Source organism: Candidatus Halocynthiibacter alkanivorans, from assembly GCF_003333265.1.
GTDB lineage: Bacteria > Pseudomonadota > Alphaproteobacteria > Rhodobacterales > Rhodobacteraceae > Halocyntiibacter_A > Halocyntiibacter_A alkanivorans.
On the sequence record NZ_QOLB01000074.1, the window covers coordinates 1 to 14897 of the forward strand.

Genomic DNA, 14897 nt, shown 5'->3' on the forward strand with positions numbered 1-14897 from the left:
AGGCGCCCGTCCATCACCTTGCGCCAGCGGCGGGGAAACAGCGCCAGCGTCGCCATCACCGGCAGCGAACGCGGCAGCAGCGGCGCATCCGCAGGCAGTTGCAACTGCGGGTAGGGGCGTGCCGGGTGGGCGTGGTGATCGGAATGACGTGGCGCGTTCAGCATCATATGGCTGGTAAAGTAATGCGGCGTGTTCCAGCTGTGGGCGCTGCTGACCGGCTCCAGCCGGCCGTTTTCCAGCCGCCGCCTTTGCAGACCGTAATGCTGCACATAATCCGACAGCAGCAGTTGCACGGTGGCATGGGCTGACAGCGCCAGCCAGGCCAGCGTGGTGCCGGTGAGCTGCGCCAGAACCAAAAACGCGAGGCTGCCGGCCAGATAGACCAGATAGGGGTGGCGCATCCAGCCGCGCCCGCCGCGTTTCAGATCAAGGGTTTCCTGCCGCAGCCCGGCGCGAAAAGAGCCCCACCAGGCCCGGGGCAGAAAGTGGTAGAAACTTTCGCCTTTGCGCGCGGAATTGGGATCCAGCTCAGAGGCGACATAACGGTGGTGCACTTTGGGATGGGCGGAGGCGTGGTGGCCGAACAGCAGCGAGATATAGACCCAGGTGCCGAGCCGGCGCAGCCAGGGGTTGGCGCGGTGGATCAGCTCATGGGCATTGGCATTGCTGACCTGACCAAAAAACAATCCGTGGGCCAGGAAGATCAACAGCCGTTCCCAGCCGGACAGCCCGGTGTGGCCGGCAATTGCCGCCAGCGCCAGCGCCATCAGCGCAAAATGCGACAGCGCCAGCAGCACCGACAAGGGGTCGGCGGCGGGGAATTCGGTATCCGGGTGGCCGTTGCGCGTCGCGTGTGCAATCAGCCGGTCGAGCAGGGCAGTGACCCCTGCGATATAAGCAAACGCCGCCACGGCCCAGACACCGCCAGACCAGGAGGCCAGCGCCAGCAGGGGCACCGGGCTCAGAGAACAGAGGGCAAAAAGGCGGACAGATCCGGTCATGGCGCCAGGATAACAGCGCTGCGGGTCTGAACAAGGGGGATGATCCAGCGGCACCAGGGCTTTTCATGTGTTCTGCCACGCGTTTAGGCTGGCCTCAGACGGGCTGGCGTGTTTCGGGGCTGGTTGGGACTGGGCTGGTTGGGACTGGGCTGGTTGGGATAGGGCTGGTTGGGACTGGCATGTCGCACTGAATGCAATATGCGGCAGCTGCAGGCGCTCAGCCCTCAGCGCGCTGCCATCGGTGCAGCGACGACGGCATGGCAGGCAACAGGGCTGCCACTGCCAATGAGGCGGAGGTGATATGGACGCAGCACTCTGGTCACTCGCGGCGGGTTTTGCGCTGTGGTATTTTTTCCAGAGCAACGGGGCTGCGAGCCTGTTGCGCAGCTTGGTGAAAACCGTGCCGCTGCTTGTGCTGGCGCTGATTGCCGCGCAGGGCGGGGCGCCCGCAGGGCTGACACTGGCGTTTTGCGCTTCGGCTGCAGGTGACCTCTGCCTGTCGCGCCCGGGGCAAAGGTTCTTCCTCGCCGGTATGGGTTCTTTCGCCGCGGCCCATGTCGCCTTCATAAGTGTGTTTCTCGCCACGTCTGGGCTGACGCTGTGGGGCAGTGCCGCAGATCAGCCGGTGCTCACAGTGGCGCTGATCGTGCTGCTGCTGTCCACCGAGTTCTGGCTGGCGCCTTTTGCCGGCGATTTAAAGCTGCCGCTGCGGGCCTATGCGCTGGTGATCGGGGCGATGGCGCTGGCAGCAGGCGGGCTGCCTCAGGGGGCTGATCCGGCTCGAATCGGTGTCGCAATGTTCGTGCTGTCAGACCTGCTGATCGCCGTCCAGATGTTTCGTCTGAATCCACCGGGCTGGAGATTCCGCGCCACAGGCTATGCGCTCTGGAGTCTTTATTTTATGGGCCAGGCGCTGATTCTGACGGCGTTTGTGTAAAATCCCTGAGTCCGGAAGGTCTTTTACCGCAGAGCGAATCCCCTTAAACGAGATCGGTCTCCGGAGAGTGAAATGTCCCTGTTCAGCAAGTTGAAATCGAAATTGTTTAAGTCCTCTTCCAGGCTGGAAGCGGGACTGGAAGCCATTGTCGATGACGGTGGTGTGGTGGAGAGCCGTGCGGCTGCAGTCAGCCCGGAAACCGGTGCTGAGACCGCCGGTGTCGCGCCGGCAGCGGAGGCGGCGCCAGACGTCACGACCACAGAGACCACGCAGGACGTGGCGCCTGCAGAGGCGAATACCGCAGCCCCGGCTGTTGCGAGTGAAGCGCCAGAAGCCAAAGACCCGGTGGCCGAAAAACCAGGGACCACGCCGGACCAACCGGTTGCAGAGGCCAGCCCGGCGCCAAAAGCTGCCGCAGATCCGGCTGCAACGACTGAAACGGCAGAGACTAAAGTCTCCCGACCTGGATTTCTGGGCCGTATTCTGGGCCGCAGCACTGGCGCGCCGGAAACCCGCCGGGTGCTTGACGACGCGATGCTGGAAAGCCTCGAAGAATTGCTGATCGCAGCCGATATGGGCGTGGACACCGCGTTGCGCGTGACCGCCAATATGGCCGAGGGCCGGATGGGCAAAAAGCTCTCGGTGACCGAAATCAAACAATTGCTGGCCGCGGAAATCGCCCGCATTATGGAGCCGGTGGCCAAACCACTGCCGCTCTACGGCAAAAAACCGCAGGTGGTGCTGGTGGTCGGCGTCAACGGCTCCGGCAAAACCACCACCATTGGCAAACTGGCCAGCCAGTTCCGTGCCGCCGGCAAAAACGTGGTGATCGCAGCGGGGGATACCTTCCGCGCGGCGGCGGTGGAACAGCTCCAGGTCTGGGGCGAACGCGCCGGGGTGCCGGTGCTGACAGCGCCCGAAGGCTCGGATCCGGCCTCGCTGGCTTTTGATGCCATGACCCAGGCCGAAGCCGATGGGGCTGATCTGCTGCTGATCGACACTGCCGGCCGGTTGCAGAACCGCGCTGATCTGATGGAAGAACTGTCCAAGATCGTGCGGGTGATCCGCAAAAAAGACCCGTCCGCGCCCCATAACACCCTTCTGGTGCTGGACGCGACGACGGGGCAGAACGCCATCAACCAGGCCGATGTGTTTTCCAAACTGGCCGATGTATCCGGCCTGATCATGACCAAACTCGACGGCACCGCCAAAGGTGGGGTGCTTGTTGCACTTGCCGACCGGTTCGGCCTGCCAATCCATGCCATTGGGGTGGGGGAACAGATCGATGATCTGTCGCCATTTGACCCCGAAGAATTTGCCGCTGCGCTGACGGGACTCGATGCTTGAACTTTTGAAAACTACCGACCGTTGGCCCGACTATTACGCGGTGACTGAATTGCTGTCTGAAGCGGCAATGTCACCGGTGTCAGAATCCACCGACTGGCCGGATGACCGGGCGCTCTATGCGGAATACGGGCTGTGGCTTGGCGAAGAGCTTGTCGGTTTTGGTCGTCTGATCTGGGACGGGGCCGGGTTGCCCTGTATCATCGATTTTGCCGTGGCCGCGCCCCATGACACCGGGTTTTGCTGTGACGCGCTGCTCGAAGTGATGCTGAACGATTATGCCGAATGCCCCACCGGCGGCGATGTGGTGCTGGGGCCGCAGGGCTATGAGATTGACCTCTCTGAACGGGTGGCCTTCTTGTCGGGCACCCCCGAAAGGGGCCTGGCCCGCAAATGGGCCTGACCGACTGGCTGATATCACTTGAAGGCACCCCGGAAGGGGCTCGTGTGGCCACTGGTCTGGCCTTGATGGCGGCAATGTTGCATGCGCTGTTCGGGGCGCTGCAAAAGGGCCGTCATGATCCCTGGCTGAGCCGCGGCGCCATTGATATCGCTTATGGGCTGATGTCCATACCGCTGGCGTTGTTTGTGGTGCCCTGGCCGGAACCCTTCATGTGGCCGATCTTTGCCGGCGCCTTTCTGATCCACACCGCCTATAAAATCTCTCAGGCCCAGACCTATTCCAAGGGCGCCTATCTGGTGGTCTATCCGGTGGTGCGTGGCACCGGGCCGCTGTTTGCGGTGCTGGTGGCCGGGGTGGTGTTTAACGAACGTTTTACCGGCGTGCAGTGGGGCGGGGTGGCGATCCTGCTTTCGGGCATCTTTGGTCTGGCGATCTATAATCTGCGCACCATCACCAAAGACCGTGATACCATGGTGCCGGCACTGGCGCTGGCGGTGCTGACCGGTGGTTTTGTCGCCGCCTATACCACCTATGACGCCTGGGGTATCCGCGCCACCGCGGACCCGTTTACCTTTCTGGCGTGGTTTTTTATGTTCGACGGATTCGCCATGCCGCTGATCGCGCTGTGGCGCTATCGCAGAATGGTGAACCGGCCGGACCCGGGTCCTTTGCTGCGAAAGGGTGTAATGGGCGCCTTCATTGCCTATTTGTCTTTTGGATCGATTATGCTGGCGACGCGGATCGGCAATGTCGGCGAAGCGGCGGTGCTGCGGGAAACCTCGACTGTATTTGCGGCGCTGATTGGCTGGCTGATCCTGAAAGAGCCGACCGGGCCGCGCCGGATCACCCTGATGGCGCTGATCGCGCTGGGCGCGGTTGTTGTGGAACTGGGCGGCTGATCGCTGCCCGAATGAATGAGAGATGATGTAATGGCTGAGACCAGCGGCACGAAAAAAATCAATCCGATGCTGAAACTGGCGCTGGAACTGGGGCCGGTGGTGCTGTTCTTTGTCGCTTACAGTAAATTGAAAGACCAGGTCTTTACCATTGCCGGTCAGGACTATTCCGGATTTATCCTTGTCACTGCCGGGTTTATCCCGCTGATGGTGCTGAGCACGCTGGTGCTGTGGAAACTTACCGGACATCTGTCAAAAATGCAGATCATGACGCTGTTGCTGGTGGTGGTGTTTGGCGGCTTGTCAGTCTGGTTCAATGACGAACGCTTCTTCAAAATGAAACCGACGATGATTTACCTGCTGTTTGCCGGCTTGCTGGGCTTTGGCTTGCTGCGCGGGCAAAGCTATCTGCGTTCGGTGATGGAAGATATGATGCCGCTGCAGCACGAGGGCTGGATGATCCTGACCAAACGTTTTGCGCTGTTTTTCCTCAGCCTCGCCATCGCCAATGAGCTGATCTGGCGCAATATGTCGACCGATGCCTGGGTGAATTTCAAAACCTTCGGCCTGACGCTGGCGATGTTTGCCTTCTTTATGAGTCAGAGCAAACTGCTGTCGACCTATGCGCTGGAAAAAGACACCGAATAACGGGTCGCCAAAGGAGTGGCCTGGCGGCCACGCTGGATTTTTCAGACTGGGGTCGCGGCGGCGTGACGCGTCCCCGGCACGCCAGGCGGGGTGCGGGGGCGGGTCAAAAGATTTGCTCCGGGACCCACCAAAACGGAACTCCGTTTATGAGCCGCCCTTCACCGGACCTGCATCACAGAATCTGGCGCCTGTTCAAGACAAATGGACCGTATCCCCACCGCGGTGCGGTGCGGAGCCTCGGCAATTTATCCTGAGCAGGCTTTCGATCCTGTGTTTGGGTCGCTGTGACGGGCGGCTCCGGAACGGAACTCCTCAGCCCCGCTGTTTGAACAGGATGTCCTGCGCCTTGCGGTCGGTTTTCAGGTCGCCCTTGCTGTCCGCCGCCAGCGCGCGGCCACGTACCACTGCAGGGCGGGCAGCGACCAGATCCAGCCAGCGTCGCATATTTGGCCTGTCGCTCAGATCCTGTTGCTGGCCCTCCCAGCCTGCGGCCCAGGACCAGATCGCCATATCGGCAATGGAATAGGACGCGCCGGCGACATATTCATTTTTCGCCAGCTGCTGGTCCAGCACCCGATAGAGCCGGCCCACCTCATTGCGGTAGCGGTCCTGGGCGTAGGGCAGTTCATGGGGCGGATCCATCGAGGGTGCGTAATTGAGGAAATGATGCGCCTGGCCGGCCATCGGCCCCAGCCCGCCCATCTGCCACATCAGCCACTCAGAAACGGCGATCTTTTCGCGTGCGGATTCCCCGCCGAAAAGGCCGGTTTTTTGCGTAAGATACTGCAGAATGGCGCCGCTTTCAAAAATGCTGACCGGCGCGCCGCCGGGCCCGTCATGGTCCACAATCGCCGGCATCCGGTTGTTGGGCGCAATGGCGAGGAAGTCGGGTTCAAACTGATCCCCGGCGCCGATATTCACCAGCTTCAGCGTGTAGTCCAGCGCCATTTCTTCCAGCGCAATGGAGATTTTCCAGCCGTTCGGTGTCGGCCAGTAATAGAGATCAATGCTCATGCGGTATTCCTTTTGTGCTTCTTCCCAAAATGGGAAGCCTGGCGCAGAAGACAAGAGCGAATACAGGTTTGCTTAGTTCATTGTTTTTTGTTCTTCATATTTTTCTTGAAATCCACCCATTCCCAAACGAATCCGGCAGGCAGTCCGACAATTAAAAAAAGGTCGCCCAAGCCGGAAAAACGTGAATTGCCGTAAAATTCAGGACCTGCAAGTTTTAGGGTGAGCAAGATACCCCAGACAATAATTTGCTGCATCAGACTTTTGCCTTTTGCGCGCAAAAACCTCATCAACATAGCAGACACTCCAACATTTCGTTTGTCACTGAACCGGCACTGGCTGCGCGGCTTTGCTGCCTCGAGACAGAATGGCCAGCCTGACACGGAAGGCAAGCGCTTAAACACCCGGGAAGCTGTGCAATTTTGCTAGCCTGGACCGCGACCACAGCCCGCGGCCGTTGACAAGCCAGCAGCAGCGGGCTATCGGAAGACTATATGCCGTGGCGATTTGTCACCCGATTGCGGGCCACGTAAAATATTTCCGCTAAAGAGGTCGAGGACGCATCCGCACCCCGGCTCTTGATTAGAGGTGGGGTTTTTTGTTGCGCAAAAAGGAGCACGCGGCATGTCAGAGAATTGGAATATACGCACAAAACTGGTGCATAAAGGATCCCGCCGCAGCCAGTATGGCGAGCTGAGCGAAGCGATCTTTCTGACCCAGGGTTTTGTCTATGACAGTGCCGAACAGGCGGAAAAACGTTTTCAGGATCTGGGCGAAGACGAATATATCTACGCCCGCTACGGCAATCCCACCACCCGCATGTTTGAAGACCGCATTGCCGCGCTGGAAGGCGCCGAAGATGCGTTTGCCACCGCCTCGGGCATGGCTGCGGTCAATGGCGCGCTGATGGCGCTGCTTAAAGCCGGCGATCACGTGGTGTCTTCGCGGGCGCTGTTTGGCTCCTGCCTCTATGTTCTCGAAGACGTGCTGGCCCGGTTCGGCGTTGAAATCACCCTGGTGGACGGCCGCGATCTTGCCGCCTGGGAGGCCGCAATCCGGCCTGATACTGCGGCAGTCTTCCTGGAAAGCGTCTCCAATCCGACGCTGGAAGTCATCGATCTGAAAGCGGTGTGTGACCTGGCTCATGCTCAGGGCGCGCTGGTGGTGGTAGACAATGTCTTTGCCACGCCGATCTATTCCTACGCGCTGAAATGTGGCGCCGATCTGGTGGTTTATTCCACCACCAAACATGTGGACGGCCAGGGCCGGTGTCTTGGCGGTGTGGTGCTGGGCAAACGCGAGCTGATCCGCGGCCCGGTGGAAGCCTATCTGAAACACACCGGCGGCGCGATGAGCCCGTTCAACGCCTGGGTGATGCTGAAGTCGATGGAGACCATGGATCTGCGGGTGCGGGCCCAGTCGGCCACTGCGCTGGCGATGGCTGAGGCGCTGGAAGGCCACCCGGCGCTCAACACGGTGGCCTATCCGCAATTGCCCTCCCATCCCCAGCATGACCTGGCGATGCAGCAGATGGGCATCGGTGGCACCGTGCTGACCATCGACGTCAAAGGCGGCAAAGACGCGGCGTTCAAATTCCTGAACGCGCTGGAGATCTTCACCATTTCCAACAACTTCGCCGACGCCAAATCCATCGTCACCCACCCCGCCACCACCACCCATCAACGTCTGCCCGATGCGCAAAAAGCCGAAATTGGCATCACCCCGGGTTTGATTCGGGTGTCCTGCGGTCTGGAGGACAGCACTGACCTGATTGCTGACCTTCTGGCGGGATTGGACAGTATCTGACGGTTTTTGATACTCTGGCATCAGGGATTCGTGCTAAAAGCGCCAAATCGCTCCCACGTCTCCCTGATCCGCACTCCCCGGAGGACCAGCCATGAATATGCCCAAGTCTGTCGCAACCGCTGTTGAAGCGGTTGGCGCAGTGTCTGACCGCAGCCCTACCGATAGCTCCCAAACCGACCGCGCCCAGCCGGGCCGCGAAGAGGCCGAGCGTGCGCTGGAACTGCTCAAGACTTGGGCGTCGACCGCCTCTGCAACTGAGGTGGCCGAGCTGAATCCGTCAATTTCCCGCCTGTTGCCCAATGCACCGCTGGGCAATTACCCGGCGCTGGCGCGGGCCTATCCGGAAGAATTTCAGGTGGATGCGCTCTATCGCGCCACCCTGCCGGATCTGCAAAACGGTCCCGAAAGCCTGATCAAGGGTGCCAAACGGATGATCCAGCATGTGGGCATTTCCAATTTCCGCCTGCCGATCTCGTTTCACACCCGCGACAATGGCGATCTGACACTGGAAACCTCGGTGACCGGCACTGTCAGCCTTGAAGCCGGCAAAAAAGGCATCAACATGAGCCGCATCATGCGCTCGTTCTATGCCCATGCCGACAAGACCTTCAGCTTTGAAGTGATTGATGCGGCGCTGGAAGACTACAAGTCTGACCTGGAAAGCTTTGATGCCCGCATTCAGATGCGGTTTTCCTTCCCAATGCGGGTGAAATCACTGCGCTCGGGCCTGTCGGGCTTTCAATATTACGACATTGCGCTGGAACTGGTGGAGCAGGGCGGCGTGCGTAAAAAGATCCTGCATCTCGACTATGTCTATTCGTCGACCTGCCCCTGTTCGCTTGAGCTCAGTGAGCATGCGCGCCAGCAGCGCGGGCAGTTGGCGACGCCGCATTCGCAGCGTTCGGTGGCGCGGGTCTCGGTCGAACTGAATGAGGATCACGGCTGTCTGTGGTTTGAAGACCTGGTCGAGCTGTGCCGCAGCGCGGTGCCGACTGAAACCCAGGTGATGGTGAAACGCGAAGACGAACAGGCCTTTGCCGAACTGAACGCCGCCAACCCGATTTTTGTCGAAGACGCGGCGCGGCTGTTCAGTGAAGCGCTGCAGAATGATGCGCGTATCGGTGATTTCCGTGTCATCGCCAGCCATCAGGAAAGCCTGCATTCCCATGACGCGGTGTCGGTGCTGACCGAAGGGCGCACGTTCGCCTCTGAAAGTCTCGACCCCAAACTGTTCTCCACATTGTTCCATGTGGGGTGAGAACCGGTAAAGAAATGATCCGGGGGATCATTTCAGGTTCGAACGGGCGGAGCCCCGGGTGCCGGTAAAGACAGGCCGTGGGGCGGCGTTTCAGCTCCGAACGGGCGGAGCCCCGGGTGCCGGTAATGACAGGCTGTGGGCGACGTTTCTGTTTCGGACGGGCGGAGCCCCGGGCCACTATAGAGAAATGATCCGGGGGACCCTTTCCGGCGTTCACAGACGGAGCCCCGGCTGTCTCAACACCAGTGCCGTGGGGCGGTGTGGCCACGCCAAATATATCCGCACCAGACTGTGTCTGCTCCACACCGACACGCTTCAGCCCGATTGTTCCCTGTGATGCTGCGCGACGGGTCCGCTGATGAGCCGTGCTGATCTGGTGCTGAGCAGGCCCGGTAGCCTGGTCAATCCTTATGGTCCGGCGCTGCAGGACACTTGCACAAATCCCGCAAATCCGCCTGATGCCGCTTCACAACCCTTTGATCAGCTTTGCCAGCAGTGCGCTCAGCTGTTTCTGCTCGTCTTCATTCAGGCTCGCGGCGATCCGCTCCAGATTAACCACATGATCCGCCAGTGCCGCTTCCAGCAGGTCTTTGCCGTCCGCGGTCAGGCTGACAATGGTGCCGCGCCGGTCATTGGGGTTGGGGGCGCGACTCAACAGCCCGCGTTTTTCCAGCCGGTCCAGCCGCGCGGTCATACCGCCTGAGGTGATCATGGTGCTTTCAAACAGTTCCGTCGGGGTAAGCGCATAGGGCGCGCCGGCGCGGCGCAGGGTTGAAAGCACGTCAAATTCGCCCGACACCAGCCCGTGGGATTTGAACACCGGTTCAAGATTGTCTCGCATAATCAACATGCTGGCCTGGTTTAGCCGGCCCAGCATCGCCATCGGGCGCAGGTCCAGATCGGGCAGTTGCCGATGCCATTGCCGGGTGACCAATTCTGCGCGGTCCAGCGTGGGTGAATTTTTTTCTGTCATTTACCTTGCCATTAAGATACTTAGTACCAAGATACTTTCCAGAGAGTATCTTACCTGACTGATAAAACCGGAATGCACACCATGTCAAACACTGCTGCCTCCAAACGCACGGACTCCAACCCCGCCAACCCCAAAGCGACGGGTTCAAAATCATCTGGCCCCGCCACTCTGTCCCTGATCCTGCTGCTGGCCGTGGGCAGCAGCCTTGCGTTGCAGACCACCATCGCCAAAGTGGCGGCCGGGGTGGGCACGCCGCTGCTGTCTTTCCTGTCGCTGGCCATTCTGGGCGCCGGGGCACTGCTGCTGATCCGGGCACCCAAACCGCGCCTCAGCCCGGGCCTCCTCGCTTATACCGCCGTATCGGGTGCCTTGTTCGCGCTGCCCAATGCGCTGGGATTTCTCGCTGTGGCCGAACTTGGTGCCGGGTTTGTCGCCATCATTTTTGCCTTTGTACCGCTTCTGACCTGGGCGCTGGCGGTGCTGATCGGCATGGAGCGTGCACTGAAACAACGGGCCTTTGGGGTGCTGCTGGCGCTCAGCGGTGCCATTGCGCTGTCGCTCTCAAAACTGCAGGGCGACGGCGCTGGTGGCACCTGGGTGCTGATCACGCTCAGCTTCCCGCTGATGCTGGCCACCGGCAATCTGTTTCGCAGCCGCTTCTGGCCGCAGGACGTGTCGCCGGTTTTCCTTGCCGGCTCCATGCTGTTTGCCGGCGGGCTCTATGTGGCGCCCTTTGCACTGATGATTGAGGGCGTCTCCCTGGTGCAGATCCCCGCAACCCTGCCGCTGCTTGGCGCAGAAACGCTGATCTTTGCGCTGTCTTTCTTCCTGTATTTTCAACTGCAGAGCCGGGCCGGCGCGGTGTACCTGTCCCAGATCGGCCCAGTGATCGCGCTGATGGGGGCGGTGATTGCAGTGCTGGCGCTGGGCGAAACCCTGCCACAAATGGTCTGGCCCGCCGGCGCGCTGATTGCGATCGGAACGCTGACCTTTCACCGGGCGCGCGTGCCTTCTGCTTGACAGGATCAACCGTGCGGGCCAATCGTGCGTGATGTTTGATTTACGCCCGATAGGATATGTCATCGGCCTGCTGGTCGCCGCACTTGGTGCCACCATGCTGTTCCCGATGCTGGTGGATCTGAACGACGGCAACGGCAACTGGGCGGCCTTTTTTGAGGCCGGGGTGCTGACCTTCGCGACCGGCGGGCTGATGGCGTTCAGCTGTTCCAACAGCGTCGGCTCGCGTCTCTCCATCCAGCAGATGTTCCTGCTCACCACCGGCGTCTGGCTGGCGCTGCCGATCTTTGCGGCGCTGCCCTTTGCGCTTGGTGAGACCGAGGCCCGCACGGTGGACGCGTTTTTTGAAGCGATGTCGGGGCTGACCACCACCGGATCCACGGTGTTTTCCGGGCTGGATGACATGGCGCGCGGGCTGTTGTTGTGGCGCTCCATGCTGCAGTGGTTTGGCGGCGTGGGCATCATTGTGGTCGCGATGGTGTTCCTGCCCGAGCTGCGCGTCGGCGGCATGCAGATATTCCGCTCCGAAGGTTTTGATACCGGCGGCAAAGTGCTGCCGCGCGCAGTGCAGATTTCAAGCCGGATTTCGGTGATCTATGTCGGGCTGACGCTGGCGGCCTTCCTGTCTTATTTGCTGGTCGGCATGGGCGGGTTTGACGCGTTCAACCATGCGCTGACCACGGTTGCCACCGGCGGCTATTCCACCAGGGACGCGTCTTTCGGAGCCTTCAAAGGCAATGCGGAATATGTCGCCACCGTCTTTATGGTGCTCGCCAGCCTGCCGTTTGTGCGCTACGTGCAGCTGGTCGGGGGCACCGCGCAACCTTTGTTCCGCGACAGCCAGATCCGCGCCTATCTGAAGCTGAACGTTGCGGTGATTGTGGTGCTGAGCGCCTATCAGATTGTGGTGAACGGAGACGCCAGCGCCGGGACCCTGCGCGAAGTGGTGTTCAACGTCACTTCAGTTCTGACCGGCACCGGCTTTGCCTCGGTGGATTACCAGCTCTGGGGCGCCTTCCCGGTGGTGCTGTTCTTCTTTCTCGGCCTGATTGGCGGCTGTGCGGGCTCGACCTGTTGTTCGGTGAAAGTCTTTCGCTATCAGCTTTTGTTTGCCTCAGTGCGCACCCAGATCAGCAAGATCCATTCGCCCAACGGCGTGTTTACCCCGCGCTTTGAAGGCCGTGCAGTGACCGAAGACGTGCTTTATTCGGTGATGGCGTTTTTTGTGGCCTTTGTGGTATCGCTCGGCATTCTGGCGATGTTGCTGTCCGCGACCGGGCTGGATTTCACCACCTCGCTCTCGGGCGCGGCGGCGGCGCTGGCCAATATCGGCCCCGGGCTTGGCGACATCATCGGCCCGGCGGGCAATTTCGCGCCGCTGAACGACACCGCCAAATGGCTGCTGGCGGCCGGCATGCTGGCGGGGCGGCTGGAGCTGATGGTGGTCTTTGCCATATTCACCACCAAGTTCTGGCGCGGCTGAGCGCGGGTCCGGTCGGGGCAGGGCATCCCGGCGCCTCTCCGCCAGTCCCGCAATGACAGAGCCGGTGTGACAGGGCCGCTGTGCCAAATCCGGTGTGACAGGCCCACTGTCAACGACCCGCGGTGACAAATCCGCTTTGCGATGCGCACAGGCCGGACTGCCGCACCAACTGCATCGACCTGCGCCGCCGCAATCCCCACCGCCCGAAGCGCCACAGACTGGTCCCGTCGCCGGGGCCCGTCATTTGTAGCGACCGCTGACACTTGCGTGAACACCGACCACCGACACCGACCACCGACACGTGTCGCCGGGCTCAGTTCCAGCAGCTGACCAGCACCGTGATCTCCGCCGCTTTCGCCGTCAGTTCTTGCGGTGCCAGCGCGCCGTCTCTGTCGGCGGCACTGGCAGCGATACCCTGATCGGACAGGAACGAGGTCACCGTCTCCATGTCGCTGGCAAATGCGGTACCGTCGGGCAGGGCGCGTGCGCCCATCGTTTCAGGCAACAACATGCCAAGAACCGCACCGGACCGGTCATAGACCGGACCACCCGCATCTCCGGGCAGCGCTGCAAGCGCCAGCCGCATCACGTCCTGTTCGCCGCCCAGCCCCTGCAATTCGGCGAGGCTGCCCCAGGTCAGGCTCGGCGCCAGCAGACGGCCGCCAAAACTATAGCCCGCCACCGCGATCTCGGATTTCAACCTTGCGATGCCGGGCTGAAACCGCGCTACCGCTTGCGGCGCCAGCACCTGTTCGGGCCGCAGCAGCGCCAGGCTGCCCTGCACCGCCACGACCTGCGCCGGCAGCGCGTCAATCGTCACGCTTTGGCAGGAAGCGACCACATCGGACGTGGTCAGCACCGCGCCGGCCGGGTCGACATAAAAACCGCTGCGGCTGTTGTCCGGGCGGCGGATCTCCAGCCCTGAAAGCAGATCGATATCCTGCACCGCCTGAGCGCCATAGCTGTCGGGCAGCACCGCAGCCCCGCCGGGCGCAAAGCTTGCTTTCATCGCCTCCACCACCTGTTTGCGGCGTCTCTCTTCCCCGGCAGGCCAGACCAGGATAAACCCTTTGATCTGACCATTGCTCAGCGCGGCCTGGCTGTAGCTGACGATCTTCTCGCTGCGCCCTTCAAGACTAAAGCTGCGTCCGCGCAGGCGGCGTGGCCCGTCCGGGGGCACAATCTCCAGCGTTTGCAAAATGTTATAAAGCGCGTTCAGGCTGCTGCCGTCGCCGGATTGGGAGATCAGCAATACCCGCACGCCGGATCCGTCCCGCGCCGCGTAATGTACAAACGGCGGCTCGTAGCGCGCGAACTCCACCAGCCCCAGTGGCAGTTCAACGGCGATGCCTGCGACGGCATCCGCGACCGGTTCCATGCCAAGCCGGTCCAGCGCCGCAATATAAGACGCGATCAGCGCCCCCCGCTGCGCGGAGGTCAGCACCCCGCTGGGCACATACCCGTTGGCCTGTTGCCAGTCGCGCATGGAGGCGCGAGTGCCGCGGCCAAAGGAGCCGTCAATCGCAGCTGCATAAAAGCCTTCCCATTTCAGCGCCCGCTGCAGATCCATCTTTTCCGACCGGCTCAGCAGCGCTTCTGAGGCCCGCGCCTGTCGTGGGGTTTCGTCCACCAGCACCGGAGCACCGACACTGGGCTGCGGGTGTGCCGCCACGTCTGCGACAGGATCCGGATTGGTGATTTCTGGCGTTGCCGGTGCCACCGGCACAAGTGCCGTCGCGCCCACCGGCCAGATCCGGCGGCCAAATGTTGCGCCCGTGCCGAGAAAACTGTCGCCCGGGATAAGCCCGCGCCGGGTCAGGTTCAGGCGGATCTGCTCGGCCTGCTCTTCGCCATACGGGCCAAGCGCGATGGCGTACCAGCTGCTGCTGGTGGCAAAGCCGGCGACATCAGGCAGCCGTGCCGCATAGCCGCGGGCGCGCGCTTCCGCGTCGCGCAGGCTGGGCTGTGATTCAATCTGGATCCAGGTGTTGCCCTGTGCGGCGCTCTGCGCCTGGGCGCTGCCGACGCCGGTGATTTGCGCGATTCCCCACAGGGTTGCGAATATCACGGCTGCAAGAATGTGTTTCATCTGCCTCTACCACTTAAGCTCACAATGATTT

The 14897-nt window shown here is 61.4% G+C and carries 14 protein-coding genes and 1 riboswitch; of the genes, 9 read left to right on the forward strand and 5 right to left on the reverse strand.

All coding sequences use genetic code 11. The features are described 5' to 3' along the window. On the reverse strand, window positions 1-1001 hold a 1001-nt coding region (locus DWA01_RS07405; RefSeq protein ID WP_136057683.1), incomplete at its 3' end, for an alkane 1-monooxygenase. A 301-nt stretch (window positions 1002-1302) separates the two neighbouring features. Here DWA01_RS07405 and DWA01_RS07410 point away from each other — a divergent pair. The 5 genes from DWA01_RS07410 (at window position 1303) to DWA01_RS07430 (ending at window position 5229) form a co-directional block, all read left to right on the forward strand. Beyond that, window positions 1303-1938, forward strand: coding sequence for a lysoplasmalogenase family protein (locus DWA01_RS07410; protein WP_114285209.1), 636 nt, complete (start codon window positions 1303-1305; stop codon window positions 1936-1938). Window positions 1939-2010: 72 nt separating this feature from the next. Then, a complete protein-coding gene (gene ftsY / locus DWA01_RS07415; RefSeq protein WP_114285210.1) occupies window positions 2011-3285 on the forward strand; it encodes a signal recognition particle-docking protein FtsY in 1275 nt (424 codons plus the stop codon). Further along, window positions 3278-3685, forward strand: coding sequence for a hypothetical protein (locus tag DWA01_RS07420; RefSeq protein WP_114285211.1), 408 nt, complete (start codon window positions 3278-3280; stop codon window positions 3683-3685). Before ftsY ends, DWA01_RS07420 begins: the two co-directional genes overlap by 8 nt. Continuing rightward, window positions 3682-4584, forward strand: coding sequence for an EamA family transporter (locus DWA01_RS07425; protein ID WP_114285250.1), 903 nt, complete (start codon window positions 3682-3684; stop codon window positions 4582-4584). The genes DWA01_RS07420 and DWA01_RS07425 overlap by 4 nt, the downstream gene beginning before the upstream one ends. A gap of 30 nt (window positions 4585-4614) precedes the next feature. After that, the gene (locus tag DWA01_RS07430) at window positions 4615-5229 is read left to right on the forward strand and encodes an inner membrane-spanning protein YciB (RefSeq protein ID WP_114285212.1); all 615 of its coding nucleotides are present in this window, start codon (window positions 4615-4617) and stop codon (window positions 5227-5229) included. 312 nt (window positions 5230-5541) lie between these two features. Here the strand turns inward: DWA01_RS07430 and DWA01_RS07435 are convergent, their stop codons facing one another. Both DWA01_RS07435 and DWA01_RS07440 read right to left on the reverse strand, forming a co-directional pair. Then, a complete protein-coding gene (locus DWA01_RS07435) occupies window positions 5542-6243 on the reverse strand; it encodes a glutathione S-transferase N-terminal domain-containing protein (RefSeq protein WP_114285213.1) in 702 nt (233 codons plus the stop codon). 77 nt (window positions 6244-6320) lie between these two features. Next, entirely contained in the window at window positions 6321-6536 is a 216-nt protein-coding gene (locus DWA01_RS07440) for a hypothetical protein (protein ID WP_114285214.1), read from the reverse strand. A 193-nt stretch (window positions 6537-6729) separates the two neighbouring features. Next, window positions 6730-6808, forward strand: a riboswitch (SAM riboswitch). Window positions 6809-6864: 56 nt separating this feature from the next. Between DWA01_RS07440 and metZ the strand changes: the two genes are divergently transcribed. Together metZ and folE2 are read left to right on the forward strand one after the other, a co-directional pair. Continuing rightward, window positions 6865-8046: an O-succinylhomoserine sulfhydrylase gene (gene metZ / locus DWA01_RS07445; protein WP_114285215.1), complete on the forward strand. Its 1182-nt coding sequence runs from the start codon at window positions 6865-6867 to the stop codon at window positions 8044-8046. Between the two features lie 91 nt (window positions 8047-8137). Continuing rightward, window positions 8138-9304 carry a GTP cyclohydrolase FolE2 gene (folE2, locus tag DWA01_RS07450; RefSeq protein WP_235008460.1) on the forward strand — a complete coding sequence of 389 codons (1167 nt, stop codon included), beginning with the start codon at window positions 8138-8140 and terminating at the stop codon, window positions 9302-9304. Window positions 9305-9770: 466 nt separating this feature from the next. Here folE2 and DWA01_RS07455 read toward each other — a convergent pair whose 3' ends face one another. Continuing rightward, the gene (locus tag DWA01_RS07455) at window positions 9771-10277 is read right to left on the reverse strand and encodes a MarR family winged helix-turn-helix transcriptional regulator (RefSeq protein ID WP_114285216.1); all 507 of its coding nucleotides are present in this window, start codon (window positions 10275-10277) and stop codon (window positions 9771-9773) included. 81 nt (window positions 10278-10358) lie between these two features. On the opposite strand from DWA01_RS07455, the gene DWA01_RS07460 reads away from it, so the two are divergent. Together DWA01_RS07460 and DWA01_RS07465 are read left to right on the forward strand one after the other, a co-directional pair. Continuing rightward, on the forward strand, window positions 10359-11297 hold the full coding sequence (locus DWA01_RS07460) for a DMT family transporter (protein ID WP_136057684.1): 939 nt from the start codon (window positions 10359-10361) through the stop codon (window positions 11295-11297). A 31-nt stretch (window positions 11298-11328) separates the two neighbouring features. Continuing rightward, entirely contained in the window at window positions 11329-12777 is a 1449-nt protein-coding gene (locus tag DWA01_RS07465; protein WP_114285218.1) for a TrkH family potassium uptake protein, read from the forward strand. A gap of 313 nt (window positions 12778-13090) precedes the next feature. On the opposite strand, the gene DWA01_RS07470 is transcribed toward DWA01_RS07465, so the two are convergent. Continuing rightward, the gene (locus DWA01_RS07470; protein ID WP_114285219.1) at window positions 13091-14866 is read right to left on the reverse strand and encodes a trypsin-like peptidase domain-containing protein; all 1776 of its coding nucleotides are present in this window, start codon (window positions 14864-14866) and stop codon (window positions 13091-13093) included. Window positions 14867-14897 lie beyond the last annotated feature (31 nt).